Consider the following 24,507-nt stretch of genomic DNA (forward strand, 5'->3'; position numbering starts at 1 on the left):
TCAACGGCTCCCGGCTGCCCGCTGAAATCTCGGGGAGGCGGGGGAGCTTGGTTACCGTGCGGACTCAGCGGTAGGGTAGGCAAGCGAGTGGTGGTGCCCGCAACGAGGCCGGTCCCGGGTATCGAAAACAGGGGAAAGGACGCAATGTTCTACTGGCTGCTGAAGTATGTGTTCCCGGGTCCATGGATGCATCTCGTCAACCGGCCCCAGGTCGAGGGCGTCGAGAACATTCCCGCCAAGGGCGCAGCGATTCTGGCCGGCAATCACTTGTCGTTCACCGACTGGCTCTTCACCCCGCTGATGAGCCCGCGCCGCATCACCTATCTGGCCAAGGCCGAATACTTCACCACGCCCGGTCTCAAGGGCCGGTTGCAGAAATGGTTCTTCTCCGGTGCCGGTCAGTACCCGATCGACCGCTCCGGTGCGGACGCCGCCGAGAGCGCTCTCAATACCGCGCGCAAGCTGCTGGACGAGGGTCGCCTGGTCGGCCTGTACCCCGAAGGCACCCGCTCCCCGGACGGCCGCCTCTACAAAGGCAAGACCGGTGTGGCACGCCTCGCCCTGGAGACCGGAGTGCCGGTGATCCCGGTCGCCCTGATCGGTACCGACGAGGTGTGCCCGCCCGGTCCTTTCCGCTGGCGGCCGCGCAAGGTCACCGTGAAATTCGGTGAGCCGATCGACTTCTCGCGCTACGAGGGCATGGGCGGCAACCGCTTCGTCGAGCGCGCCGTCACCGACGAGATCATGTACGAGCTCATGCGGATGGGCGATCAGGAGTACGTCGACGTGTACGCCGCGAGCCTGAAGAAGGGCGTGCCGTCGGGCAGCCGCCCCGACGCGGACCGCATTCCGGAGACCATGGCGGGCTAGCCTGCCGGACCATCGAGAAGGCCCCGGGAGACCAAGTCTCCCGGGGCCTTTCGTATGTGGATCTCAGACCGCGCGCAGGCGCCGTGCCGCTTCGATGGCCTCGAATTTGGCGAGGTTGTGGCGGGCGTCGGCGAGCGCGTCGTGCGCGTCCTTCGGTACCGGCGGCAGTGGCGGCCGCCCGTGTTGCTCCCAATGCTGGCGCAGCTCATTGGTGTAGCGGGGCAGCGCGTTGGGGAGATCGACCATGGAGCCCCACAGCTGGCACAGCGCTACGTGGTCATAGGCGCCGACCCAGGCCCACAGTTCGGGTTCCACGCCGGGGCGGGGGACCAGGAACTTGTAGAGGTCATCGCGGATGCGCTCGCGCGAACGCCACAGCGGCGAGGACGGCGGCGGTAGCTTGGGCAGGACATTGCGGCGGACGAACGGCCCGGCCTTCTCGGGATCGAATTCGGTGGAGACCGCGTAGAACTCGCGTCCGTCCTCGCACACCACCGCGATGGACACGAGGTCGATGACGGTCCCGTCCTCGATGAATTCCGAATCGTAAAAGTACCGCAGTGAGATGGGTCTCTCCTCAGCTCAGGTCCGGGTCGGATGGGCAGATCATCGGGTCCCAGCGTAGGCGGCGACCCGGTGTGAGGAACTCGAGCCCTGGGGGTGATCCGGTTCACCGAGAGCAATCCGTATTCTGAACTGGTGAACTGGACCGTCGACGTACCGATCGATCGCTTGCCGGAACTTCCTCCGCTGCCCGCCGAGCTCCGTCGGCGTCTCGACGACGCGCTGGCCCGCCCGGCGCTGCAGCAGCCGTCCTGGGATCCAGAGCAGGCCGCCAAGATGCGCACCGTGCTGGAGAGCGTGCCGCCCATCTGCGTGCCCGCCGAGGTCGAGGAGCTGCGCCTGCGCCTGGCCGAGGTGGCCCGCGGCGAGGCGTTCCTCATGCAGGGCGGTGACTGCGCGGAGACCTTCGCCGACAACACCGAGCCGCACATCCGCGGCAATATCCGCACCCTGCTGCAGATGGCCGTGGTGCTCACCTACGGCGCCAGCCTGCCGGTGGTGAAGGTGGCCCGCATCGCGGGTCAGTACGCCAAACCCCGTTCCGCCGACATCGATTCACTGGGCCTGCGGTCCTACCGCGGTGACATGGTGAACTCGCTGGTCGCGGATGCGGCGCTGCGCGAACACGATCCGTCGCGACTGGTCCGCGCCTACGCCAATGCCTCGGCGGCCATGAACCTGGTGCGGGCGCTCACCTCCGCCGGCATGGCCGACCTGCACAAGGTGCACGACTGGAACCGCGAGTTCGTGAGCCAGTCCCCGGCCGGCGCCCGCTACGAGCAGATGGCCACCGAGATCGATCGCGCGCTGGCCTTCATGAAGGCGTGTCGCGTCAACGATCCCAACCTGTCCAGCGCCCGGCTCTACGCCAGCCACGAGGCGCTGGTGCTCGACTACGAGCGGGCCATGCTGCGCCTGAGCGAGCACCCGGTCTCGGGTGAGCCGGTGCTCTACGACCTGTCGGCGCACTTCCTGTGGATCGGTGAGCGCACCCGTCAGCTCGACGGCGCGCACGTCGCCTTCGCGGAACTGGTGGCCAACCCGATCGGCCTCAAGATCGGCCCGACCACCACGCCCGATCAGGCCGTGGAGTACGTCGAGCGGCTGGACCCCAACAACGAGCCCGGCCGCCTGACCCTGGTCGCGCGCATGGGCAATCAGAAGGTCCGCGACGTGCTGCCCCCGATCATCGAGAAGGTGCAGGCCACCGGCCACCAGGTGATCTGGCAGTGCGACCCCATGCACGGCAACACCCATGAGTCCTCCACCGGCTACAAGACCCGGCACTTCGACCGCATCGTCGACGAGGTGCAGGGCTTCTTCGAGGTGCACCACGCGCTGGGCACCCACCCGGGCGGCCTGCACATCGAGCTCACCGGTGAGAACGTCACCGAGTGCCTCGGCGGCGCGCAGGACATCTCGGACCTCAACCTGGAAGAGCGCTACGAGACCGCCTGCGACCCGCGCCTGAACACCCAGCAGTCGCTGGAGCTGGCCTTCCTCGTCGCAGAGATGCTGCGCTAATTGCCTAGAAGCGCTCCGTAACAGCCAAGAGCCTGGGCCACGTAAGCGGCCCGGGCTCTCGGCTTTTTGGTCAACGGCTCTCGGCTGTCCGCTGAAGTCCCGGGGAGGCGGCTACGGAATCGCTACCAGGGTGATGGTGGCGCCGGGCTGGACGGCGTCGCCGGGTGCGGTGCTCTGCGAGATGACGATCGAGCTGTCGTTGTTGGCCAGCTGCCGGACGGTGACCGAGAGGCCGAGGGCCTGCAGTTTGCTGCGGGCGGTGGAGACGTTGGCGCCGAGCAGGTTCGGCATGTCGATCGCGCTGTTGACGATGAGGACCACGCCACTGCCGGATTCGGTGCTGGTGCCCGTGGCCGGATCGGTGCCGATCACCTGCCCGGATTTGATCTTCGCGTCGTACTGGTCGCGGGTGGAGCTGACGGTGAGCCCGGCCTTCTGCAGGGCCGTCCTGGCCTCGTCCTCGGTCTTGCCCCGCACATCCGGCACCTTGACCGGCTGGGAACCCTTGCTGCGGTAGACCTTCACCTGGGCATTGGCCGGGAGTACGGTGCCGGGCCCCGGATCCACCTTGGCGACCGTGCCTTTCGGCGCGGTACTGCCCATCTCACCGGCGTCCACCGGCGTCAGTCCGGCGTCTCTGATGGCCTTGTCGACCGAGGTGACGTCCTGTCCGGGCTGGATGTCGGGGACCTTCGGCTTGCCGCTGGAGACCAGCACCGCGACCAATGATCCGTTGGTGACCCGGGTTCCCGCGGGCGGATCGGTACCGACCACATTGCCCACCGGAATCATGTCCGAGGCCTTCTGCCGGGTCTCGGTCTTGAAGCCCGCGCCCTGCAGCGTGGAAACGGCCTTCTGGGTGTCCATGCCGGCGATCGACGGCACCGCCGAATATCTGCCGACGCCGAGCCACCAGCCGCCGAGGCCCAGCAGCACCGCCAGCGCGACCACGATGCTCAACCAGATGACGACCTTGCGCCGCGACTTGCCACGATTTTCGATCAGGTCCGAGCCGTAGCCGTGGCCGTGGCCGCCCGGCGCTCCGGGCGGCGCGTACTCGGGCTGCGGCTGGTACTCCGGCGGGAGTTCCCGCGCCGCGGTCATCACCCGGGTCTGCTGCGCCTGCGGCTGCATGTGCACGGTCGGCGGGTCCGCGGGTAGCCGGGTGGTGAGATCGGCCGCGCCCGGCAGGGGCCGGGACGGCGGCGAGACCGGTCCCCGCGGTGCGGGGGTGGGCCCGACCCGGTGCTTGGCGCTGAGATGCTCGGCCGATTCGGTGGGCGCGGGCACCCGGTAGTCGGGCAGCTGCAGTTCGCGGGCGATGCGGCGCAGATCGTTCGCCATCTCGGTGGCGTCGGTGTAGCGGTGCATCGGTTCGCGCGCGGTGGCGTGCGCGACCAGCTCGTCGATTTCCGGTGGGACGCCGTTGATCAGGCGGCCCGGGCTGGGCACGTCCTTCTCGACCCGCTGCAGCGCGATGGACAGCGAGTTGTCACCGGTGAACGGTGTTCGGCCGGTGAGCATTTCGAAGATCAGGATGCCCGCGGAGTAGACGTCGCTGCGGGCGTCGGCGGTGCCGCTGGTGACCTGCTCGGGCGAGAGGTAGGCGGCGGTGCCGAGGATCACGCTGTCGGAGGTGATCTTGGCTTCGGCGACCGCCCGCACCAGTCCGAAGTCGGCGATCTTCACCTCGCCGGAGTCGGAGATGAGCACGTTCTCCGGTTTGATGTCGCGGTGCACCAGCCCGGCCGCGTGGGCCACGCCGATGGCGTAGAGCACGGGCTCGGCGACGGCGCGCACCGCGTGCGGGGGCATGGGCCCGCGTTCGCGCAGCAGTTCGCGCAGCGTGCCGCCCTCGACCAGTTCCATGATGAGGAACGGATGGTCGCCGTCCACGCCCTGGTCGTAGACCGCGACCAGCGACGGATGCTTGAGTTTGGCCACGGCCCGCGCCTCGAGCTCGAAGCGGGTGAGGAACTGCGGGTCGCCGGCGAACTTCGGGTCCATCACCTTGATGGCGACCGGTCGATCCAATCTCGTGTCCACCCCCCGGAACACCATGGACATGCCACCACGCGCGATCGGCGCGTCGATGCGGTAGCGCCCTTCCAGCATCTGGCCGATCAAACTGCAACCCTTCCGATATTCCCGAGTCCGCCCGGTGCGGCTCACCCGATGGTAGTCGCGTCGGGGTGTGATGCGACGGTCGCGACGCGAGAGACTACCGTGGTCGGCGTGAGTGCCTTTCCATGCAGCGAAGACGTCCTGCCGGATTCGGTGACCCTGATCCCGCTGCCCGACGTGGCCGACCAGTTGGGCATGGTGGTCACGCGGGTTCACCAGATGCTGCGCGACCACCAGATCCTCGCCGTCCGCCGGGACGGCGTGGCCGGCATCCCGAAGGAGTTCTTCGACTCCACGGGCGCCGTCGCCAAGCATCTGACCGGTCTGATCACGGTGATGCGCGACGGCAAGTACACCGACGAGGAAATCCTCGAGTGGATCTACACCGAGGACGACAGCCTCCCCGGCCGTCCCATCGACGCCATCCACGGCCCGCTGGCCCGTGAGGTCCTGCGCCGCGCCGCGGCCGACCCCTTCTGAGCCGCCTCCCGCCTCCCCGCGGCTCGTTCGCCTCTCCGCGCCTTTTGCCGGTCGTGGGGAGCCCCTCACCGTCGGTCGCCGGGCCGACGGTAGGGAGAGGGTTGGCTTCTGGGCGTACCCGACGAGTTACCCGGACGGTGCCAAATCAGTTGGCACGTAGGGATCGGGACACCTGCGGGTCGTGTCGTGTTTCGATGCGGCCCGCGGTCAGTTCTGGTTGATGCGCCGGGTAGTGGCGAGTTCCCGGGCCGCGACGCGTAGGCGGCGGTGCTGGGGAACGACTGCGCGGCGGGTGAAGACGGCGTAGTCGGCGCGTTCGATCTCGTCGAGGATGCTGCCGTACAGCGTGGCCGCGGCGCGGATGGCCGGGCGCACGCGGGGGCTGAGCAGTTCGATACCGGGGGTGGCGCGGCGGTAGACGCCGCGGTTGATGGCGATCAGGTGGGCCAGCGCGCGTCGTACCCGTGGGTCCGTGCGGCCGGATTCCCGGCAGTGGTGCAGCAGTTCGGCGTCCACGCCGAAGGCCGCCAGTTCGTCGGCGGGCAGATACACCCGCCCGCGATCGAGGTCCTCGCCGATATCGCGCAGGAAGTTGGTGAGCTGGAAGGCTTCTCCCAGCGCCGCCGCCGCGGGTTCTGCATCGGCCACCGGGACGACCGTGCCCAGCACCGGCAGCAGTTGCAGTCCGATGGCGGCCGCCGAGCCGCGCATGTAGTCGCGCAGGTCGGCCATGGTGGGGTAGCGGTCGCGGTACTGCGGCCCGCCGGGGATGTCCATGCGCATGGAGTCCAGGAACACCCAGAAGTGTTCGGCGGCAATCGAATACCGGCGGATGGTGTCGGACACCGCGAGCAGCGCCGGGTCCTCGGGCCCGTCGCCCGCGTCGATGGGCGCGTCCACCAGGCGGGCCCGCAGCTCGTGTTCGATCCGATCCAGCCGCGCGGCGGATTCCGCTGTGCGACTGGGCGCGTCGCTCGCGTCGACGATGTCGTCGACCGTCCGGGCGAAGGCGTACAGCGCGTGCACGGCCGGTCTTCGCTCCGGTTCCAGCAGCCGGGTGGCCAGGAAGTAGGTGCGGCCGTGGGCGGCCGCGATCCGGCGGCAGTCGCGGTAGGCGCGGTCGAGTCGTCCGGACTGATCCGGCAGTACGGTCTGGTCGGGCACGGCGGGCTGGTTCACGCCGGGCCGGGCGCGGGCGCGACGCCGAGCTGATCGGTCTGCGGGCGGGCGGCCCGCAGTTTCAGCGGATCCATCGTGCACAGCGACAGCGCCGCCACCACGGCCGCGAGGATGGCCAGCGTGCCGTGCACGGAATTGGTCACGGGCGAACCGTCCGGCTGGAACACCAGCATGAGCCAGGTGCACAACCCCACCAGCACCTGCAGGGTCCGGGTGGACAGTGCGAATCCGGCGGCCAGCGCCAGCGGCCACGAGTAGTACCAGGGCAGTGCCGCGGGCGAGAGGATCACGATGGCCACGAACGCGACGAGAATGCCGAGCACGGCCTCCCGCTCACTGTTCCTGAACCGCCACCAGGCCCACACCAAGCCGGCCACCATCACCACCGCGCACAGGGTGCGGGTCCACGGCAGCACCGACTCCAGCGGCAGCGGGGTCACCCAGCTGACCACGTGCGCCATGATGGTCGGCAGCGACAGCCAGTTGATGATCTTCTTGGACCCGGACAGCGCGGTGAGCCAGCCGATCTGGTGGTCCCGCAGGCCGGTGGCCCAGGTGGCCAGCGCGAACACGGCCGCGAAGATGGCCACGCCCAGCGCGGTGATCTTGGCGAAGGTCCGGATCGGATGCGGCAGATCGCCCTCGTCCTGCGCCGCGCGTCGCTCGCGTTCGTGAATCATCCAGATCCACACCAGGAACGGCAGTGCCACCCCGGCGGTCGCCTTCACCGCCACCCCGATCGCGACCACCACGATGCCCGCCACGTGATGATGCTCGAGCACCAGCGCGATGCCCGCGGCCATCAGGCCCACCATCAGCATCTCGTTGTGCACGCCGCCGATCAGGTGGATCAGCACCAGCGGATTCAGCACCGCCAGCCACAGCGCGATGGTCGGCTTGCCGCCCAGGTGCTTGGTCAGATGCGGGATCGCCCACACCATCAGCACCAGGCCCGGCAGCATCACCAGCCGCAGCGCGATGGTGCCCGCCACCACATTGTCGCCGGTGATGGTGGTGATGGCCCGCCCGATCAGCAGGAAGACCGGACCGTACGGCGCGGTCGTATTGAGCCAGACGGGGCTCACATTGTCCAGTACCGCAGCGGCATTCGCCTTCAACTCCGACGGACCGAACACGTACGGGTTGATGTGGTCGCGGAGCATCGCGCCCTGGGCCAGATACGAGTAGGCGTCGCGGCTGAACAGGGGGACCGAGAACAGCAGCGGGAAGATCCAGATGCCGACGATCGCGCGCAGCTCGTTGAGTGACACGGTGGCGCCCGGTTGCTTGCCGATCACGATGCGCCCCAGCCGGACCCACGCGGTGATCATGGCGATGACGCCGAGCCACACGAACACCGACGACAGCACCAGCCCGTGCCCGAACCGCAGCCACGACAGGTGCATGACCTCCAGCAGCGGGTCGCTGCGCCGCACACTGCCCGCGCCGAACCCGCCGAAGGTGATCAGCAGGGCGCCGAAGAATCCGAGCGTGGCCGCGTGTCCCTCGGGGCTGCGGGTGAAGTCGGAGGCGTGGCGCAGCCAGCGCTGCGTGGCGGCGCCGTCGGTGGCGGGGGCGCTCGGGATGGCCGGTTCGGCCGGTGCGAGGCGCGTGGCGCCCGCGGCCTCCGGGATGGCGGCGTCCATGGAGGGGGTCGGCATAGGCGGTCGTTCCCCCCGGAAAGGTAGGCGGCGGCAGCCGCGTTGGTTCAGGACGCGGTCAGTCTAGTGTGTGGGCGCGGGAGCCACAGCCCCGGAGTCGGCGGATCCGACACTGGCATGTCGTGGATCACCCGTCAGGCGCGCCGCTGCCAGTTTCCCGGACAACAGCACGGTCGGCACGCCGACACCGGGCACGGTGCCCGAGCCTGCGAGAACCACATTCGCGCGGCCCCGCACCAGGTTCCGGGTGCGGAACGGTCCGGTCTGCCGGAACAGGTGCGCGGCCGAGAACGGGGTGCCGGCGATCATGCCCTTGTCCCGCCAGGTGCGCGGGGTGTCGAGGTGGTCGATCCGGAAGTATCGCGAAATGCCTTGATAGCCGCGCTCTTCCAGAGTCGCGAGCAGTTCGCGCAGGTAGTGGGGGCCGAGCTGTTCCCAGGCCAGGGGCGCGGCGTCGAGATTCGGGCACGGGGCCAGCAGCGAGAGCGGCTCGTAGCGCACGGTGTCGCGCAGGTGCCCGTCCCGGTCGATGTGCTGTTCGGCGCGCTCGATGTAGAGGGTCGGATCGGTGAGCGCGGGCCGGGTGAGCAGCAGCGAGGGATCGCTCATCAGCCGCCCGCGGCCGCGCCGGGCGGCGATCTCGCGGAAGGTCCGGTCCCATTCCTGGCCGAAGTCGATGGTGTGATGTGCCTGCACGGGCCAACTCTGGGCGACGGCGGCGGGAATCGTGCCGTGCGCCACCACCGCCGACGGTGAGGCCCGCAGTCCGATCCGGCGCCGCAGCCCGAGGCGCGGCAGCGATCCGAGGTCGGCGGTCACCACGACGGCGTCGCAGTCGAAGACACGTCCGTCTGCGGTGCGCACGGCGGTGGCCCGCCGGCCCGCGTAGTCGATGCCGATCACCTCGGCGTTCAGTTCGAGCGTCCCGCCCGCGGCGGTGAACGCGCGGCCGAGCGCCGCGGCGATGGCCCGCATCCCGCCCTCGGGGTAGGTGACGCCCAGGCAGGTGTCCATGTATGGGATCGCGCCGTACACCCCGAGTGCCCGATTCGGCGCCATCCCGGCGAACAGGGCCTGGAAGCTGAACAGCCGGGCCACCTCCGGGTCCCGCACGAGTCGCCGGACCTTGGGCCCGAGCCGCCCGAACGCGCCGAGCCGCACCAGTTTCGCCAGCGCCACCCGCTTCTCCGGAACCCGCACCATGTCCAGCGGGGAATCGAAGTTGGTGTCCATGAACTGCCGGAACTCGGCCTCGTACACGTCTTTCAGCCAGCCGCGCAGCCGCCGGTAGCGGCGCGCCGTGCCCGGCCCGCGCACCTGCGCGACCTCGGCCGCCATCTGCTCCTCGTCGGAGTAGACGGCGATCTCGGCGCCGTCCGCGAACCGGGCCCGATACGCCGGGGCGAGGTCGAGGATCCGCAGGCCGACCGACTCGCGCGTCTGCCCGACCACCGCGAGCGTCTCGTCGATGAGCTCGGGCAGGGTGAGAATCGTTGCCCCGGAGTCGATCTCGTAGTCCGGTCCGCGATACGCGCCGACCCGCCCGCCCGGGCGATCATCGCGTTCCAGGATGGTCACCTGCCGTCCGGCCGCCACCAGGTGCAGCGCGGCGGCCAGCCCGGACAGTCCGGCACCGATCACCACGACCCGATCGGCCGGTCCCCCAACAGTTCTCATGCCCCGCACCTCGCGCCCGGCCGGTCAGTAGGAGCGCGCGGTGGCGGCCAGGGCCATGGCGCGCAGCTGCCGTTTGGCGTCCGGGGTGGCGGTGCTGGCGTCCAGGGCGGTGAGCGCCTGGTCGGTGAGCGAGCCGATCCGCTGCTCCACGGCGTCGACCGCGCCGAGTTCGGTGAGGACCGTACGCAATTCGGCGACCTGCTCGGGGGTGACGTCGGTGCCGAGGCTGGAGCGGATGAGGTCCGCGGCGGCCGGGGCGGTGGCGTCGGCGCGCTGCAGGGCCTCGGCGATGAGGACGGTGCGCTTGCCCTCGCGCAGGTCGTCGCCGGAGGGCTTGCCGGTGACGGCGGGATCGCCGAAGACGCCGAGCAGGTCGTCGCGCAGCTGGAAGGCGATGCCGATATCGGTGCCGAATTCGCGGTAGGCGGCGACCAGGTCGGGCGAGGCCCCGGCCAGCGCCGCGCCCATGTGCAACGGGCGCTCGATGGTGTACGCCGCGGTCTTGTACCGGTTGATCCGCAGCGCGGCCTCCACGGTCTCGTCGCCGGCAGACTCGCCGTGGATGTCGAGCAGCTGCCCGCCCAGCACCTCGGTGCGCATGGCCGCCCACACCGGGGCGAAACGCGCGGCGGCGTCGGCGGGCAGGCCGGCGTCGCGGGTCATGTCGTCGGCCCAGGCCAGGGCCAGATCGCCGATGAGGATGGCGACGCTCACGCCGTAGTGGTCGCTGTCACCCGCCCAGCGCTGATCCCGGTGCCGCTGTTCGTAATCCACGTGCACGGTCGGGAAGCCACGCCGGGTACGCGAGGAGTCGATGATGTCGTCGTGGATGAGCGCGCACGCCTGCACCAGTTCCAGCGCGGAGCACGCGGTGAGCACGGCGTCGGCGTCGGGGTCGTCGGCGCTGCGGCCCGCGCCCAGCCAGCCGGTCCACGCGAAGGAGGGCCGGGTCCGCTTGCCGCCGCGAATGACGAAGTCCTCCAGGGCCGCCGCCGCGTCCACGAACACCCGTCCGAGCGGCGCGACGATCGGTTCCCGGGTGCGGAAGAAGGCGGCGAGACGGTCCTCCACGGCGGCGACGAGTGATCCCGCGCCGACCGGGTGGCGGGTCGGGGTACCGGGTCCGGCGGACAGGGGGGCCTCCTTGGTGAGAGCCGCGGCGCGGCGCGTGCGCAGCCAGCGGGGTTGTGTCCGACTCTACCGACCACCGTGTCGCCGACGGGAATCGGTCGGGTCCGAATCGGTCTCACCTGCTGGGATAAGCGCAGGTCGCGGTCCAGCACCCGGTACGGGCCCGTAAAATGTCTGCGTGAGTTTCGACAATGTACGGGGATATTCGACCCCAGGCCGAGTTTCCCGCACGCCTCGGGTGTCCGGAACTCGCTCCATAGTTCAGCAGCTGGGCCCGCGCCCGGACGGGTCGATCCCGTTCTCGGTCGAGTTCAATCCGCCGCGCGACGCCGCCGGTGAGGCGCGGCTGTGGCGGGCCGCACGCGAGTTCGAGCGGCTGCATCCGGCCTTCGTGTCCATGACATACGGCGCGGGCGGCTCCACCCGCGATCGCACCATCCGGGTCACCGGCCAGCTGGCGCGTGAGACCACACTGCTCACGGTCGCGCACCTGACCGCGGTGGATCACTCGGTCGCCGAGCTGCGGTCGATCGTCGGCGCGTACGCCGACGCCGGCATCCGGAATCTGCTGGTGCTGCGCGGCGATCCGCCCGGCGACGTGCTGGGGGAGTGGATCAAGCACCCCGAGGGCGTCGAGTACGCCGACGAACTCGTGCGCATCGTCCGCAACCTGGGCGACTTCCACGTGGGTGTGGCCTCGTTCCCGCAGGGCCACCCGCGCTCCACCGACCTCGACCAGGACACCCACTTCCTGGTGTCGAAACTCCGTGCGGGCGCGGAGTATTCGATCACCCAGATGTTCTTCGACGTGGAGCACTATCTGCGCCTGCGGGATCGGGCCATCGCCTGCGATCCGGTCGAGGGCGCCAAGCCGATCATTCCCGAGCTCATGCCGGTCACCTCACTGCGCACCGTGCAGCGCGCGGAGGAGCTGTCGGGCCGTCCGCTGCCGGCCACGGTGATGGAGCGGCTGCGGAAGGCCGCGGGCGACGGGCCGGAGGAGGATCGCGCCGCGGTCCGCGAGGTCGGCATCGAGATCGCCACGGAGATGGCCCAGCGCCTCATCGCCGAGGGCGCGCCCTGCCTGCATTTCATCACCCTGAATTTCGCCAAGACCACAAGCGAAGTTCTGGCAAACCTCGGCTACACCATGTCGGCGACTCCGGCGAACGCCTGATCCACCACCCGGCATGCCGGATCAAATCCCCGGTACGCGCTGGTCAGCGGAGTAGCGTCGCCCTCGACTCGTGACCTCGAGGGGAGCTACCTTGTCCGTGTTCCACAGCCTTGTCCGTGTCGCAGGCGCTGTCGGCGCCTGCGCCGTCCTGACTGCCGCCGGTCCGGCAACCCTGGTCGGCCCGGCCGCCGCGGCCCCCGCCGATTCGCCCGCGGCGGCCGTGACCCAGGAGGCGGCCGCCGCCCTTGCAGCCATCACCGCCGCGGGCAATACCGCCGGGTTCGATCCATCGGCCAGGTCCAATACCGCCGGCCCATCCGACTGGCTCTCGGCCTACGATCAAGCCGTCGACGGCTTGAAGGCCCTGGGCATCCAGCCCTTCCTCTACCCGACCGCCGCCCCCTTCTGCCTCGGCGGCACCACCCTCGGCATCGCCCCCGGCGTGGCGGGCGCCATCCCCGGCCCGTGGCCCAAGTACACGGTTTCCATTCCCGGCCTTGATCTTTCGGCCGTCAAGGCGGGCCAGACCATGTTCGCCTTCGTCCCCTACGGCATCAGCCCCGACGGCGCCGACACCTCCGGCATGCAGGTCGCCTGGTTCAACCTGTCCACCGGCCGCGGCGGCCTCGTCCCCATGGGCCCCCTGAGCCAGGTCCTCAACGCCATGATCCCGCCCCAGGTCCCCGCCGAACTCCGCCCCACGGTCGAACAGGCCGTTCACGACTACTTCACCGCCGCCCTCCCTGTCGGCGGCGTCCGCGCGGTCCCCGTCACCACCGGCTCCGGCACCGTCCTCGCCGCGGTCTTCGGCACCGTCCGCAACGGCACCTCCACCTGCTTCTTCCTCCCGACCATCGGCATGACCCCCGTCCCCTGACCGGCACGGTCAGCGGGTGGCGAGTGGGCGGTCCTTCCAGCGCAGCCCGCCCGCCCGGTACGTGCGATGGGAGCGAAGCGACAGCGTCAGGTAGGCCGCGACCGACAACGGGTGTGCCAGCGCGGCAACGAGATCCGCGCCGCGCGGGGTACCCCCGCTCTCGGTCGAGCGGGCCAGCAGCCGGGCGGTGACCGCTGCGCCGTAACCCAGCAGTCCCATCCGGCGCAGTCGTCCCCGCCCATATATTGCCGCCAGTGGCGGGGCCCAGAACGCCAGGGCCGCAATCGAACCGACCGCGAGGCTGCCGGCCGGGCCGCCGTAGGCAGACCACAGCCAGCGGGTGAATCCCTCGGTGAGTTCGGTGGTGTTGCGGTACATCCGGGTTTCGGCGAGGGGGCCGGCCGTGACCAGGGCGGTGTGGCGTCCGCTGCGGCGGAGGCGGCGGGCGATCGCCAGGTCTTCGGTCATGCTGCCGGCCACGGCCGCGTGACCACCGAGGGCGGCGTAGGCCGCGGCGTCGAAGACCAGGAACTGGCCGCAGGCTACGGCCATCGAGGGGCGTAGGGTGCGGTTGGCCAGGGCGATGGGCAAGGTCGAGGCCCAGGACCAGCACAGGAGCGGCTGGACCAGGCGCTCCACGGGCGATTCGGCGCGCTGCCGGGGCCACGGGCACACCAGGTCGGCTGGGGCCGAACGCAATTCGCGCACGGCTGCCGCCAGCGCGGCGGGCGCGAGCCGGATGTCGGCGTCGAGGAAGATCAGCGCGCCGGCGGGGGATCCGGGTGCGGGCGGCTCGAGGGCGAGGTCGGCCAGGCGGGCGCAGGCGGCGGTCTTGCCGGTCCAGCCGGGTGCGGGGTCGATGTCGTTGCGGGAGAGCAGGAATCGGTTGTCGTCGCCGATGGCGGTGCGGGCGGCGGCGGTGGTGCCGTCGGTGGAGCCGTCGTCGAGGATGAGGATCCGGAGCCGTGGAATGCCCTGCTGGGCGCGCAGATCGGCGATGAGGGCGGGGAGGCGGGCGGCCTCGTTGCGGGCGGGGACGCAGACGGTGACCGGTTCGGTGACGGCCCGGTCGGCGGGCCGGAGGCGGCGGGTGCCGAGGCGGTTCGCCAGGGCGGTGGCGGCGCCGAGGGCGGCGACGGCACTACCGGCCGTCACCGCCCTGGCGGCGAGGGTCATCGAGTCTTGGTGCGATCGGGGCGCAGCCAGCGGGCCGCGCGGACGTACGCGGGCGGGTCGGGGTTGCGGGTCATGAACGCGAGGACCGCGACCACGGCCGCCACCGCGAGGGTGATGCCGCCGACGATGCCCGCCCAGCCGGCGAAGGAGCGCGTATTCGGGTCCGCGTAGCCGACTTCCGCGCGCAGCGTGCTGACATCGCCGGCGGGGAGCTTCCAGGACACCACGGAGTCGCCCTCGCGGGTGCCGTTGGTGGTGGCGACGCGGGCCGGGAAGGCCACGGTCAGCTGCACGTCGGAACCCTGGGGCGGCAGGCTCTTCAGGTCCACCCGGCCGGTCAGGGTGACCAGGTCGCCGGTGCGGCTGAAGATCAGGTTGAACATGCCGGAGGTCTGGTCGGACATGCCGCCCAGCTGCTGCACCTCACCGAAGGTGAGGTCGTCGAAGTACACCTGGCTGCCGACGTATCCGTCCTGCGTGTAGGAATCGACCCGCACCTTGCCCTGCAACCCGTCGGGCGCCTTCAGCTGCGGCCCCTTGTCCTTGTCGTTCTGGGGCACGGCCGCCGCGACGATGCGGCCCGACACCCGGTCATTGGAGGACACACCCATCGACACCTGCACCCGCAGGCATCCGGTCAGCATGACGGCGAGCCCCGCGAACAGGACCACGGCCAGCATCCGCACCCACCGGCGCGGTCGCCGCGCTCCCGATGCGCTGGGATCCGACGGTGTCATGGATTCGGGCGTTTCCTCTGCTGTCGACATGTTGGGACTCGGCTGCACGGGTCACATCGTGCCATGCGCCCCGGGCCACAGGGTGATTCGACGGGCGCTCAGCGTCCGAACCAGCGGAATCCCCAGCAAACCGAGCCCACAGAACCCGTAACCGGCCGACACCGGCAGCCCCAGGAACACCGCGTGCGCCAGCGTCGAGCCCAGCCAGGTCCACAGGAACACCGCCACCGGAACCATCCGCGCCGCGCCGGTATCCGGAGCGGTCCGATCCCACCACTCCAGCAATCCCGCCATCACCACCGCGACAACGAACCAGCCGGCGTAGTTGGTGACCGGAATCTGGCCCAGCCCCGGCAGTCCGGCTACCGTCGAGCGCCACGTCCACTGCCCGTCCGCGACCATCTGCGGATCCAGGAACAGATCCCACCCGACGGCCCCGAGCGCCGTCAGCGAAATCCGTCCGACCGCACCATGACCCAGCATCCCGGCCACCACCCACACCGGATACAGCCCACCGGTCCAGGCCAGCGGCACGATCAACGGCACCCCGAGCAGCGCGGGCCCCAGCCGCCCACTCGCATAGTCGTAGCTACCGAACGGGAGCCCCGTCGCGATCCCCAGCACCTCCGCACCGAACCCGATCCCGGACACGATCGCCAGCAAACCCACAGCCCACCGCACCCCGCGCGTCACCCCGGCATGCACCAGAGCGGTCCCCAGCGAGAGCAGTACGACCATCACGGTCACCCGATCCCGCCCCAGCCCGTGCGCCAGCGGATACGTGATCTGCACCAGCACCAGCAGCACCGCCGGCGTAGACGCGATCGCCACGGCCCGGCCGGGGAATCCGGTCTCCGCTCGCGCCGCGCCGTTCGGTGTCGGACGACCGGGGCGCCGAGACGATGGCTCCTGCGCCGGCCACCGCGGCCACCACGCCGGTTTGGGCGCGGCCGCAGTGGGATTCGTGGTGGGCTCGGGTAGGCCCGGAGAGGTCATCGGCGCCGCGGAAACAGGCGGCGCGGTCGCAGGTCGTGTTCGACCAGGCGGGCCGCGCTGCGTCCGCTCGCACCGGAGACTCCGCCGCCGGGATGCGTGGACGCGCCCGTCAGATACAGCCCAGGCGCCCCCGGAACCCGCTGCCCCGAGAGCTCGGGCAGCGGCCGCCACATGAACATCTGGTCGATGGACATCTCGACGTGCATGACATTGCCGCCCAGCAGGCCCATCTCGCGTTCCAGGTCGGCGGGCGTCTGGACGAAGCGCTGCGTCACCGACCCGGCGAATCCCGGTGCGTGCGCGTCGACTTCGGCGATGATGCGGTCGGCCTCGCGGTCGGCGTGCGCGGACCAGGCGGTGCCGTCTGCCAGGTGATAGGGATGCCACTGCGACCACAGCGTGACCTGATGCTCGCCCACGGGCGCGATGCTCGGATCCAGGGCGCTGAAACTCATGGCCAGCACGACCGGTCGCGGCGGCAGATCCCCGGCCAGCGCGGCGCCGTGCGCGCGGCGCAGGTCGCGGCGATCGGTGACGAGAAGCTGCAGGCCGTGGGCGGACTCGGCGGTCTCCGCGCCCGGATACCGGGGCAGGTCGCTGAGCGCGGCCCGCACCACCATGCCGATGCCCGGCCCCACTCGAATGCGCCGCCGCCACCCGGCGAGCACCCCGGCGTCGAATCCGCCCTGCTCCAACAGGTTCAGCGTGGTGAGGATGTGGGTGCCCGCGATCACGGTGTCCGCCGGCACGTTTCGCCCGTCCGCGGTGCGCACCTCCCAGGTGTCCCCGGTCCGGACGATGGCGGTGACCGCGTCCCCGGCGCTCACGATGCCGCCGTCGGACTCCAGCCGCGCCACCAGCGCCGCGGTCAGCGCCCCGCTGCCGCCGACCGCGCGGCCCGGCGGCAGCGTGTGCATGAGCGCCGCGAATCCCACCATGGGCGCGGATCCGGGTTCGGACATGGGTGGCCCGGACTGCGCGCCGAACCAGGCCAGCGCGGCCTTGAGCCGTTCACTGTCGAAGAGGCTGTCCAGCAGCGCGTCTCCGGTCTGCATCATCTCCCGCGACAGGGCCCCGGCACTGGTGCGGCCGGTCGCCCCGGCGGCCTCGCGAGGGTCCATGCCCCAGAACGCCTTCAGCAGGTTCCCGCCCGTCGGCGTCGCCGAGAACGCCCGCATCACCCGGGCGCTGCGCGGCCCCCACACGGTCACGAATCGCCGATACGCCTCGGCATCCCGTTCCCCGCACGCCGCCGCGATGGACGCGCACGTGCGGTCCACATCGCGATGGAACACGATCGGCGGCAGCCTGCTCCCGGGCGGTGCGGGCGCGAAAGCCCATGGGTCGCAGTCGATGTACCGCAGCCCGAACCGGGCCAGTTCCAGCTCCTCGATGATCCCGGTGTGCCGGATCATGATGTGCGCCGACGAGCCCCGATCGACCAGGTGACCCGGGAACCGCTCCACCGTCGACACCGCCCCGCCCAGCACGGTGTCGCGCTCGAGCACCTCGACCCGATGCCCGGCCCGCGCCAGATAGCAGGCCGCGACCAGCGCATTGTGCCCGGAACCGACGATGACGACGCGGCGGGCGCCGAGATCGCCGCGGCTCACAGGGGCAGCCGCCGGCCGAGCACCGCGAACCGCCGGGTGTCGCCGGAGAAGATGAAGTGCCGCACCACATCTCCGAACCCCTGCCGCCGGTACAACCGCCAGGCCCGATTGGATTCCCGATCCACCTCGGGTGTGGACAGCAGCACGGTCGGCTCGGGCCGGTTCTGCAGCAGCCGGGTGAGCAGGATCTCGCCGAGCCCGCGGCCCTGCGCCGCCGGGTGCACGTGCAGCTCGGTGAGTTCGAAGTAGTCCGAAAGCAGTTCTCGCGCGGCGTGTTCGGGCCATCCGGTGCGCCGCATGCCGCTGTACACCTGCTGGTGCCACCACTGGTGCGGCGCGCCGTGATACCCGTAGGCGATGGCCACGATGGGCGCGGTGCGCAGGTCGAGCCGTCCGTCGTCGTCGGGCAGCACCGCCGCCACGGCCTGCCAGCCGGGCCGGGTGGTGTGCTCGGTCCACATGGGCGCGCGCTGGTGTTCGGTGCCGCGCGGGTAGTCCATCGCCGCCACATAGACCGAGAGGGCGTCGTGCAGCCGGTGCCGCAGGGTGGCGGCCGACAGATCGACCACCACGGGCGCGGGCGTCGGTTTGGGGGTGACTGCGGTCATCGGCTGGACGCAACTCTCGTTGGCGCGGACGGATGGGGTCGACAGTAGCGCCACGTCGGGGCGTCAACTTGTCGGTGGGTCTCTCTATATTCAAACGCACGAGAAACCTTCGAATATCTGTTCGATCTTTCCAGCGGGCGAAATGCCTGATCGGGACCGGATGTCCTCATGGAAGGCGAATCAGGTGTACGAGTGGGGAGGTACCCGAAATGAGCGGGAAAACTGAACGACCGGGCCATCCCGGCCGCGCCGGCGATCTACTGCGCAAGGCGGACGGTCTATTGCTGGCAGCCCAGGGGGAAACCGACCCGGCGGAGCGCTTCCGTACGGCCTACCTCGCCGCCCTCCGCGGTGCGGGCGCCGTGCTGGCCCTCACGGGGGCAGACCGCGCGCCTCGCGCGCGTTCTCGCAACGCCTGGGTCCTGATGCAGCGCGCGGCACCGGAATTCGTGATGTGGGCCGACTATTTCACCGGTCAATCCGAGACCAGGGCGGCCCTGGAGGCCGGGTTGCCGCGGCCCATCGATGATCGCCGCGCGGACGAGTTCGCTTCGCGGGTAAACGCATTCCTGCACGACGTGGCGGACCTGCTGGCCGCCGCCGCCCGCCTGCGCCCCAGTTCAGGGTGGGTAACCGGAATGCTGGCGTGAGTATCGGCGAGTAGGTGGTCGCGGTCTGATCGAACTCGTATTATTGGTGACAGACAGCCGCCAAGGTCGGCTATCCGTCGTCTACCCGGAGACGACAGCCACCACCTAGTGCCGGGGGAGGTACCGTGCCACTCTCCGAGCACGAGCAGCGCATGCTCGAACAGATCGAGAGCGCGCTCTATGCTGAGGATCCGAAGTTCGCCTCGACTGTTCGGGGTGGACGGTTACGTTCTGCCACTGGTCGACGCAGACTTCAGGCGGCCGCCCTGTTCGTCCTCGGTCTGTTCCTATTGGTGGCCGGTATTGCCGCACCGTTCAAGCCGGGCGGCTTCCCGATCATCAGTCTGGTCGGATTCATCATCATGTTCAGTGCGGGTGTGCTGTTGCTGATCGGTGGCCCTCGGATGGGTACACCGAGCAGTCGCGGCACCGATGCGCATCCCAGCGCGGGTGGCGCTCCCGGCGCCGGCCGCGGGAAGCCCCGGAAGCAGGGCGGGTTCTCCGCGCGGATGGAGGACCGGTTCCGCAAGAGGTTCGAACAGGACAGTTGACCGGGCTGCCGTGCCGCCGAAGGCTTTCGGCGCCGCGCGGCAGCGGATGATCGGCTAACTGAAGATTCAGCGACACGCCGTGGCGCCACACCGATTTGGGGTGTGGCGTCACGGCGTTTCTCGTTGGTGCCGATTCGGCGTGTCGGGAGCGGTCCAGGATTCTCCACACCTCCCCACGGAGCTTCCCCACCGCGCCCCACGAATGCCGGAAATGCACGCTATCTGCGGGTTTGCTGGCGGTTGTCGGATGCCCGCCGGCGCGCGTCGCGCGTGTCGGGGGAACTGCACGAAATCTTCCCCACCCCGGTGATAGCTGGTGTGACCTGCGAAGTTCGCCAAGCGGGGACAGAGATCACCGACGCTTTCGATTGAAAGTGGGGGAAAGTGGGGTAATGTGGAGCCCGCACTACAGGAGGCCGAACAGTCGAGAGGGTGATCCGGCAGGAGGTGTCGAGGCTTGTTTCTCGGGACCTATACCCCTCGGTTGGACGACAAAGGGCGACTGACGTTGCCTGCGAAGTTCCGGGACGAGCTGGCGGGAGGGTTGATGGTCACGAAGGGACAGGACCACAGCCTTGCCGTGTATCCCAAGGACGAGTTCACCGCGCTGGCGCGGAGAGCCGCGGCGGCATCCCGGTCCAATCCGCAGGCCCGCGCATTCGTCCGGGCCTTGGCGGCTTCCAGTGATGAGCAGCGTCCGGACGCACAGGGCCGGATCATGCTGTCGGCCGAGCATCGCCGCTACGCCAATCTGTCCAAGGATTGCGTGGTGATCGGTTCGGTCGACTTCCTCGAAATATGGGACAAGACGGCGTGGGATTCCTACCTCGCCGAACACGAGGAGGATTACTCGCAGGCCAGAGACGAGTCGCTGGGCGAGATCTTCTAGCCCGCAACGAGGCGAGTGCCCTGCGGCCTCTGCCCGACACCGACCCTGACGTACTTCCCCAACGCCAGGTGCGGTGCTTCGGTCAGAGACCACGGGGCATTCGCCCAATTCGAAGGTCCTTTTCGCTAGCGACCCCAGGTGGCCGTGCGAATGAAACGTGAGGCAGGAATTCCGGGAGGTCGAGGTGCACCGAGGCAGTGACGGCCCCCGCCATGTTCCGGTTCTCCTGCATCGCGCCGACGAAATTCTCGGTCCCGCACTGCATTCCGAGGGCGCGGTCTACCTGGACTGCACGCTGGGGCTCGGCGGTCATGCCGAGTACTTCCTGCAGACGTATCCGAACATCCGCCTGGTCGGGCTGGATCGCGACACCGCGGCGCTGAAGCTGGCGGGCGAGCGACTATCCCCGTTCCGGGACCGGATCACCCTGGTGCACACCAGGTATGACGGCATCGCGCCCGCGCTGGAGCAGGCCGGGCTACCGGACAAGGGTTCGGTCAGCGCGATTCTGATGGACCTGGGTGTGTCCTCCATGCAGCTGGACGAGGCCGACCGCGGCTTCGCCTACTCCATCGACGCACCGCTGGACATGCGGATGGACTCCAGCACCGGCCCCACGGCCGCCGACGTGCTCAACACCTACAGCCACGGCGAGCTGGCCCGGGTGCTGAAAACCTATGGCGAGGAACGGTTCGCGGGCAAGATCGCCGCCGAGATCGTGCGGCGTCGTCAGCGCACCCCGTTCACCACCAGCGCGCAGCTGGTGGAGCTGCTCTACGACGCCATCCCGGCCGCGGCCCGGCGCACGGGCGGGCATCCGGCCAAGCGCACCTTCCAGGCATTGCGGGTGGAGGTCAACCGCGAACTGGAGTCCCTGGAGGCCGCGCTGCCCGCGGCGCTGGACGCGCTGGCCCCGGGCGGCCGCATCGTGGTCATGAGCTACCAGTCCCTGGAGGACCGGGTGGTGAAGGCGGCGCTGGCCAAGCGGTCGGTGTCGCGTACCCCCTTGGACCTGCCGGTCGAATTGCCGGGTATGGGACCGGAATTCAGGATTCTGACCCGCGGCGCGGAGAAGGCCACCGAGCAGGAGATCGAGGACAACCCGCGAGCCGCCCCGGTGCGCATGCGGGCGGCCGAACGGATCGTAGGGGAGGAGCAATCGTGAGGTTCCGGGGTAGAACGGCACATCGAGCGGGCGTCCGCTGGATCGGAGCCGCACTATGACGATCAGGACGCAGGCGACGGGCCGGGGGGCCCGCCGGGTGCAGGCCGCCGAACGGGTGAAATCGGGTGCGGCGCAACGGGCCTACGCGCGCCGGCGCAATCGTGAGGGCGGGAGCGACCTGCCGGGTATGCGCCGCGGTCGGCGCAGCGATCCGATGCCGCGCGGCCGCATGTCCTTCGTGGCCACCATCATCGCGCTGCTGGGCTGCGGCCTGGCGCTGACGCTGCTGCTCACCACCCGCGCCACCGAGGACAGCTATCAGCTCGGCGATCAGCGCCGCGCCAACCAGAAGCTGTCCGACGAGCGGGACGCGCTGCAGCGTGAGGTGGCCTCCGCCGATTCGGCTCCCGAATTGGCCAAGCGCGCAGCCGAACTGGGCATGATCCCGGCCAAGGATCCGGCCCGGCTGGTGATCGGCCCGGACGGTCAGGTCACGGTGGTCGGCAATCCGCAGCCCGCTCAGGGCGCGCCCGCGCCGCCGCTCAACACGACGCCGTCGCCCGCCCCGCCGCCGTCGAAGCTGCAGCAGGCCCAGGGTGAGCGGGTGGTCCCGGTGACCACGACGCCCGCCCCGCCGGCCGCGGCCCCGCCGACCACCACCGCCGCGAATCCCGTTCCGGCGGCGCCGATCACGACTCCGCAGAACCCACAGGTGCAGGCGAACGGAGCGCCCCGATGAGCCGCACCGCGGCGCCGGCGAACGGGGCTGGTCGATGAGCCCAACCCGCGCGGGGCGCGGGCGTGATTCCGGCCGGGGCCGGTCCGATTCCGGTCGAGGGCGGGTCGCCGCCGCCGGCCGGAGCCGGTCGGGTTCCGGCCGTGCCGGTTCGGGGCCGGGCCGGCAGTCCAGACCGCGGCCCGCTGCGGGATTGGACTCGAGCGCGCGCTTCCGGTTCGGGGTGGGCCGGCTGGTCATGCTGGTGGCGCTCGCGGTGGCGGCCATCCAATTGCTGTGGGTGCAGAGTATTTCCGCGCCGAAGCTGTCGGCGGAGGCGGCCAGCCAGCGCACCGTGAAGGTGGCCGATCCGGCCAACCGGGGGCCGATCACGGATCGGTACGGGAAGTCGCTGGCATTCACCATCGCGGCGAAGGAGCTGAGCTTCCAGCCGGTGCGGGTGCGCAAGGATTTGGCGGACGCGCACGACAAGACGCCCAAGACCGCGCCCGATCCGGATGATCGGCTGGCGGCCATCGCCAAATACATTCACGAGAAGCTGGGCAATGACGCGCCCGAGAAGGACATCCTGGCCAAGCTGAAGAGCGACGAGCCGTTCGTGTACCTCGCGCGGAATGTGGATCCCCGGGTCGCCTCGGACATCACTCTGCAGTTCCCCGAGGTCGGGATGGATCGGCAGGATATGCGCGAGTACCCGGGTGGATCCCTGGCCGCCAATGTGATCGGCGCGACCGGCTGGGACGGGCACGGCCAGATCGGCCTGGAGTCCTCGATGGACGCGCTGCTGGCCGGCTCCGACGGCTCGGAGACCTACGACCGCGGCTCCGACGGCGCGGTGATCCCGGGTTCGTGGCGCGATCGTCAGCCCGCGGTGAACGGCTACGGCCTCGAGCTCACCCTGGATTCGGATCTGCAGTACTACGTGCAGCAGCAGGTGCAGCAGGCCAAGGACCTCTCGGGCGCGAGCGCGGCCTCGGCGGTGGTGCTCGACGTGCATACCGGCCAGGTGCTGGCGATGGCCAATGACAACACCTTCAATCCCGCCATGGGACCGCAGTATTGGTCCACCACCGATCTGGGCAATCCGTCGGTGCAGGAGGTGTTCGAGCCGGGCTCGGTGAACAAGATCGTCACCGCGGCCGCGGCCATCGAGTACGGCCTCACCACTCCCGATGAGGTGCATCAGGTTCCGGGCAGCATCTTCATGGGCGGCGTCACCGTGCACGACGCCTGGGACCACGGTGTCGCCCCCTACACGACCACCGGCATCTTCGGTAAGTCCTCGAACGTGGGCACCCTCATGCTGGCGCAGCGCGTCGGCGAGGACCGCTATTTCGACATGCTCAAGAAGTTCGGCCTGGGCCAGCGCACCGGCGTCGGCCTGCCGGGTGAGAGCGCGGGCGTGGTGCCCGCCCGGGACCAGTGGTCCGGCTCCACCTTCGCCAACCTGCCCATCGGCCAGGGTCTTTCGATGACGACCCTGCAGATGACCAGCATGTACCAGGCCATCGCCAATGACGGCGTGCGGATGCCGCCGCGCATCGTGAAGGCCAAGATCGCCCCGGACGGCACCCGCACCGAGGAGGAGCCGCCGGAGGGCGTCAAGGTGGTCACCCCGCAGACCGCGCAGACGCTGCGCCAGATGTTCCAGGCCATCGTGCAAAAGGATCCGCGCGGTATCCAGAGCGGCACCGGCAGCCCGGCCGCCGTGGAGGGCTATCAGATCGCGGGCAAGACCGGCACCGCCCAGCAGATCGACCCGAAGTGCCGCTGCTATTCCAGCGACCGCTACTGGATCACCTTCGCGGGTATGGCCCCCGCCGACAATCCCCGCTATGTGATCGGCATGATGCTGGATGCGCCGGTGCGCAGCTCCGACGGCAGTGGCGGCGGTTCGGCCGCGCCCCTGTTCCACAGCATCGCGTCGTGGCTGTTGCAGCGCGACCGCATCCCGCCGTCGCCGCCTGCCAAACAGCTGATTCTGCAGGCGAGTTAGAGCAGGGAACGGATGGTTGTGACGCCCACCGCCGCCGGTGCGCGCACCGGCGGGTGACCGAACTCCGCCGTGCCGATCGCGCGGCGATCGAACACAGGTAACCTGACACGTCGATCCGGTCATCCG

General features: G+C 70.0%; 22 protein-coding genes. 11 read left to right on the forward strand and 11 right to left on the reverse strand.

What is annotated here, in order from left to right:
* Nucleotides 1-144 precede the first annotated feature (144 nt).
* Complete coding sequence (locus tag ACFXHE_RS34400) at nt 145-870, forward strand: lysophospholipid acyltransferase family protein (RefSeq protein WP_357005413.1); 726 nt, start codon at nt 145-147, stop codon at nt 868-870.
* A 63-nt stretch (nt 871-933) separates the two neighbouring features.
* Here ACFXHE_RS34400 and ACFXHE_RS34405 read toward each other — a convergent pair whose 3' ends face one another.
* On the reverse strand, nt 934-1,431 hold the full coding sequence (locus ACFXHE_RS34405; RefSeq protein ID WP_354843238.1) for a polyadenylate-specific 3'-exoribonuclease AS: 498 nt from the start codon (nt 1,429-1,431) through the stop codon (nt 934-936).
* Nucleotides 1,432-1,569: 138 nt separating this feature from the next.
* Here ACFXHE_RS34405 and ACFXHE_RS34410 point away from each other — a divergent pair, with 138 nt between their 5' ends.
* Nucleotides 1,570-2,958 carry a class II 3-deoxy-7-phosphoheptulonate synthase gene (locus ACFXHE_RS34410; RefSeq protein ID WP_354843080.1) on the forward strand — a complete coding sequence of 463 codons (1,389 nt, stop codon included), beginning with the start codon at nt 1,570-1,572 and terminating at the stop codon, nt 2,956-2,958.
* 111 nt (nt 2,959-3,069) lie between these two features.
* On the opposite strand, the gene ACFXHE_RS34415 is transcribed toward ACFXHE_RS34410, so the two are convergent.
* Nucleotides 3,070-5,073, reverse strand: a complete 2,004-nt coding sequence (locus ACFXHE_RS34415; protein ID WP_379388842.1) for a PASTA domain-containing protein — start codon at nt 5,071-5,073, stop codon at nt 3,070-3,072.
* 120 nt (nt 5,074-5,193) lie between these two features.
* Between ACFXHE_RS34415 and ACFXHE_RS34420 the strand changes: the two genes are divergently transcribed.
* The gene (locus ACFXHE_RS34420) at nt 5,194-5,562 is read left to right on the forward strand and encodes an Rv2175c family DNA-binding protein (RefSeq protein WP_354843075.1); all 369 of its coding nucleotides are present in this window, start codon (nt 5,194-5,196) and stop codon (nt 5,560-5,562) included.
* A gap of 207 nt (nt 5,563-5,769) precedes the next feature.
* On the opposite strand, the gene ACFXHE_RS34425 is transcribed toward ACFXHE_RS34420, so the two are convergent.
* From ACFXHE_RS34425 to ACFXHE_RS34440, 4 genes are all read right to left on the reverse strand, one after another.
* The gene (locus ACFXHE_RS34425; protein WP_379388843.1) at nt 5,770-6,726 is read right to left on the reverse strand and encodes a phytoene/squalene synthase family protein; all 957 of its coding nucleotides are present in this window, start codon (nt 6,724-6,726) and stop codon (nt 5,770-5,772) included.
* A gap of 11 nt (nt 6,727-6,737) precedes the next feature.
* Nucleotides 6,738-8,402 (reverse strand): alpha-(1->6)-mannopyranosyltransferase A, encoded by a 1,665-nt coding sequence (locus ACFXHE_RS34430; RefSeq protein WP_379388844.1) that lies wholly within the window; start codon nt 8,400-8,402, stop codon nt 6,738-6,740.
* 63 nt (nt 8,403-8,465) lie between these two features.
* Nucleotides 8,466-10,079, reverse strand: coding sequence for a phytoene desaturase family protein (gene crtI / locus ACFXHE_RS34435; RefSeq protein WP_379388845.1), 1,614 nt, complete (start codon nt 10,077-10,079; stop codon nt 8,466-8,468).
* Nucleotides 10,080-10,103: 24 nt separating this feature from the next.
* Entirely contained in the window at nt 10,104-11,213 is a 1,110-nt protein-coding gene (locus ACFXHE_RS34440) for a polyprenyl synthetase family protein (protein ID WP_379388936.1), read from the reverse strand.
* A gap of 175 nt (nt 11,214-11,388) precedes the next feature.
* Between ACFXHE_RS34440 and ACFXHE_RS34445 the strand changes: the two genes are divergently transcribed.
* Both ACFXHE_RS34445 and ACFXHE_RS34450 read left to right on the forward strand, forming a co-directional pair.
* A complete protein-coding gene (locus ACFXHE_RS34445) occupies nt 11,389-12,387 on the forward strand; it encodes a methylenetetrahydrofolate reductase (RefSeq protein ID WP_379388846.1) in 999 nt (332 codons plus the stop codon).
* A 97-nt stretch (nt 12,388-12,484) separates the two neighbouring features.
* Nucleotides 12,485-13,264 (forward strand): hypothetical protein, encoded by a 780-nt coding sequence (locus tag ACFXHE_RS34450; RefSeq protein ID WP_379388937.1) that lies wholly within the window; start codon nt 12,485-12,487, stop codon nt 13,262-13,264.
* A 9-nt stretch (nt 13,265-13,273) separates the two neighbouring features.
* Here ACFXHE_RS34450 and ACFXHE_RS34455 read toward each other — a convergent pair whose 3' ends face one another.
* The 5 genes from ACFXHE_RS34455 to ACFXHE_RS34475 form a co-directional block, all read right to left on the reverse strand.
* The gene (locus ACFXHE_RS34455; protein WP_379388847.1) at nt 13,274-14,440 is read right to left on the reverse strand and encodes a glycosyltransferase family 2 protein; all 1,167 of its coding nucleotides are present in this window, start codon (nt 14,438-14,440) and stop codon (nt 13,274-13,276) included.
* The gene (locus ACFXHE_RS34460) at nt 14,437-15,120 is read right to left on the reverse strand and encodes an LppM family (lipo)protein (protein ID WP_379388938.1); all 684 of its coding nucleotides are present in this window, start codon (nt 15,118-15,120) and stop codon (nt 14,437-14,439) included. The genes ACFXHE_RS34455 and ACFXHE_RS34460 overlap by 4 nt, the downstream gene beginning before the upstream one ends.
* A gap of 108 nt (nt 15,121-15,228) precedes the next feature.
* Nucleotides 15,229-16,008, reverse strand: coding sequence for a carotenoid biosynthesis protein (locus tag ACFXHE_RS34465; RefSeq protein ID WP_379388848.1), 780 nt, complete (start codon nt 16,006-16,008; stop codon nt 15,229-15,231).
* Between the two features lie 161 nt (nt 16,009-16,169).
* The gene (locus ACFXHE_RS34470) at nt 16,170-17,786 is read right to left on the reverse strand and encodes a phytoene desaturase family protein (protein ID WP_379388849.1); all 1,617 of its coding nucleotides are present in this window, start codon (nt 17,784-17,786) and stop codon (nt 16,170-16,172) included.
* Nucleotides 17,783-18,394, reverse strand: a complete 612-nt coding sequence (locus tag ACFXHE_RS34475) for an N-acetyltransferase (protein ID WP_354843045.1) — start codon at nt 18,392-18,394, stop codon at nt 17,783-17,785. Before ACFXHE_RS34475 ends, ACFXHE_RS34470 begins: the two co-directional genes overlap by 4 nt.
* A 209-nt stretch (nt 18,395-18,603) precedes the next feature.
* On the opposite strand from ACFXHE_RS34475, the gene ACFXHE_RS34480 reads away from it, so the two are divergent.
* The 6 genes from ACFXHE_RS34480 (at nt 18,604) to ACFXHE_RS34505 (ending at nt 24,381) form a co-directional block, all read left to right on the forward strand.
* Nucleotides 18,604-19,044, forward strand: a complete 441-nt coding sequence (locus ACFXHE_RS34480; RefSeq protein ID WP_354843042.1) for an SAV_6107 family HEPN domain-containing protein — start codon at nt 18,604-18,606, stop codon at nt 19,042-19,044.
* A 125-nt stretch (nt 19,045-19,169) separates the two neighbouring features.
* On the forward strand, nt 19,170-19,595 hold the full coding sequence (locus ACFXHE_RS34485; RefSeq protein WP_379388850.1) for a DUF3040 domain-containing protein: 426 nt from the start codon (nt 19,170-19,172) through the stop codon (nt 19,593-19,595).
* 457 nt (nt 19,596-20,052) lie between these two features.
* Complete coding sequence (gene mraZ, locus ACFXHE_RS34490) at nt 20,053-20,484, forward strand: division/cell wall cluster transcriptional repressor MraZ (protein ID WP_213560465.1); 432 nt, start codon at nt 20,053-20,055, stop codon at nt 20,482-20,484.
* Between the two features lie 184 nt (nt 20,485-20,668).
* Nucleotides 20,669-21,649 carry a 16S rRNA (cytosine(1402)-N(4))-methyltransferase RsmH gene (rsmH, locus tag ACFXHE_RS34495; RefSeq protein ID WP_354843035.1) on the forward strand — a complete coding sequence of 327 codons (981 nt, stop codon included), beginning with the start codon at nt 20,669-20,671 and terminating at the stop codon, nt 21,647-21,649.
* 55 nt (nt 21,650-21,704) lie between these two features.
* Nucleotides 21,705-22,388, forward strand: coding sequence for a hypothetical protein (locus ACFXHE_RS34500; protein ID WP_379388851.1), 684 nt, complete (start codon nt 21,705-21,707; stop codon nt 22,386-22,388).
* 34 nt (nt 22,389-22,422) lie between these two features.
* Nucleotides 22,423-24,381, forward strand: a complete 1,959-nt coding sequence (locus tag ACFXHE_RS34505; RefSeq protein ID WP_379388852.1) for a peptidoglycan D,D-transpeptidase FtsI family protein — start codon at nt 22,423-22,425, stop codon at nt 24,379-24,381.
* The last annotated feature ends 126 nt before the right edge of the window (nt 24,382-24,507 follow it).

The organism is Nocardia sp. NPDC059229, assembly GCF_042754165.1.
GTDB lineage: Bacteria > Actinomycetota > Actinomycetes > Mycobacteriales > Mycobacteriaceae > Nocardia.

Coding starts and splice junctions, on each gene's coding strand:
- ACFXHE_RS34400 (WP_357005413.1), top strand. CDS start 145: ATGTTCTACTGGCTGCTGAAGTATGTGTTCCCGGGTCCATGGATGCAT.
- ACFXHE_RS34415 (WP_379388842.1), bottom strand. CDS start 5,073: ATGCTGGAAGGGCGCTACCGCATCGACGCGCCGATCGCGCGTGGTGGC.
- ACFXHE_RS34430 (WP_379388844.1), bottom strand. CDS start 8,402: ATGCCGACCCCCTCCATGGACGCCGCCATCCCGGAGGCCGCGGGCGCC.
- crtI (WP_379388845.1), bottom strand. CDS start 10,079: ATGAGAACTGTTGGGGGACCGGCCGATCGGGTCGTGGTGATCGGTGCC.
- ACFXHE_RS34455 (WP_379388847.1), bottom strand. CDS start 14,440: ATGACCCTCGCCGCCAGGGCGGTGACGGCCGGTAGTGCCGTCGCCGCC.
- ACFXHE_RS34460 (WP_379388938.1), bottom strand. CDS start 15,120: ATGCTGGCCGTGGTCCTGTTCGCGGGGCTCGCCGTCATGCTGACCGGA.
- ACFXHE_RS34475 (WP_354843045.1), bottom strand. CDS start 18,394: ATGACCGCAGTCACCCCCAAACCGACGCCCGCGCCCGTGGTGGTCGAT.
- ACFXHE_RS34480 (WP_354843042.1), top strand. CDS start 18,604: ATGAGCGGGAAAACTGAACGACCGGGCCATCCCGGCCGCGCCGGCGAT.
- ACFXHE_RS34500 (WP_379388851.1), top strand. CDS start 21,705: ATGACGATCAGGACGCAGGCGACGGGCCGGGGGGCCCGCCGGGTGCAG.
- ACFXHE_RS34505 (WP_379388852.1), top strand. CDS start 22,423: ATGAGCCCAACCCGCGCGGGGCGCGGGCGTGATTCCGGCCGGGGCCGG.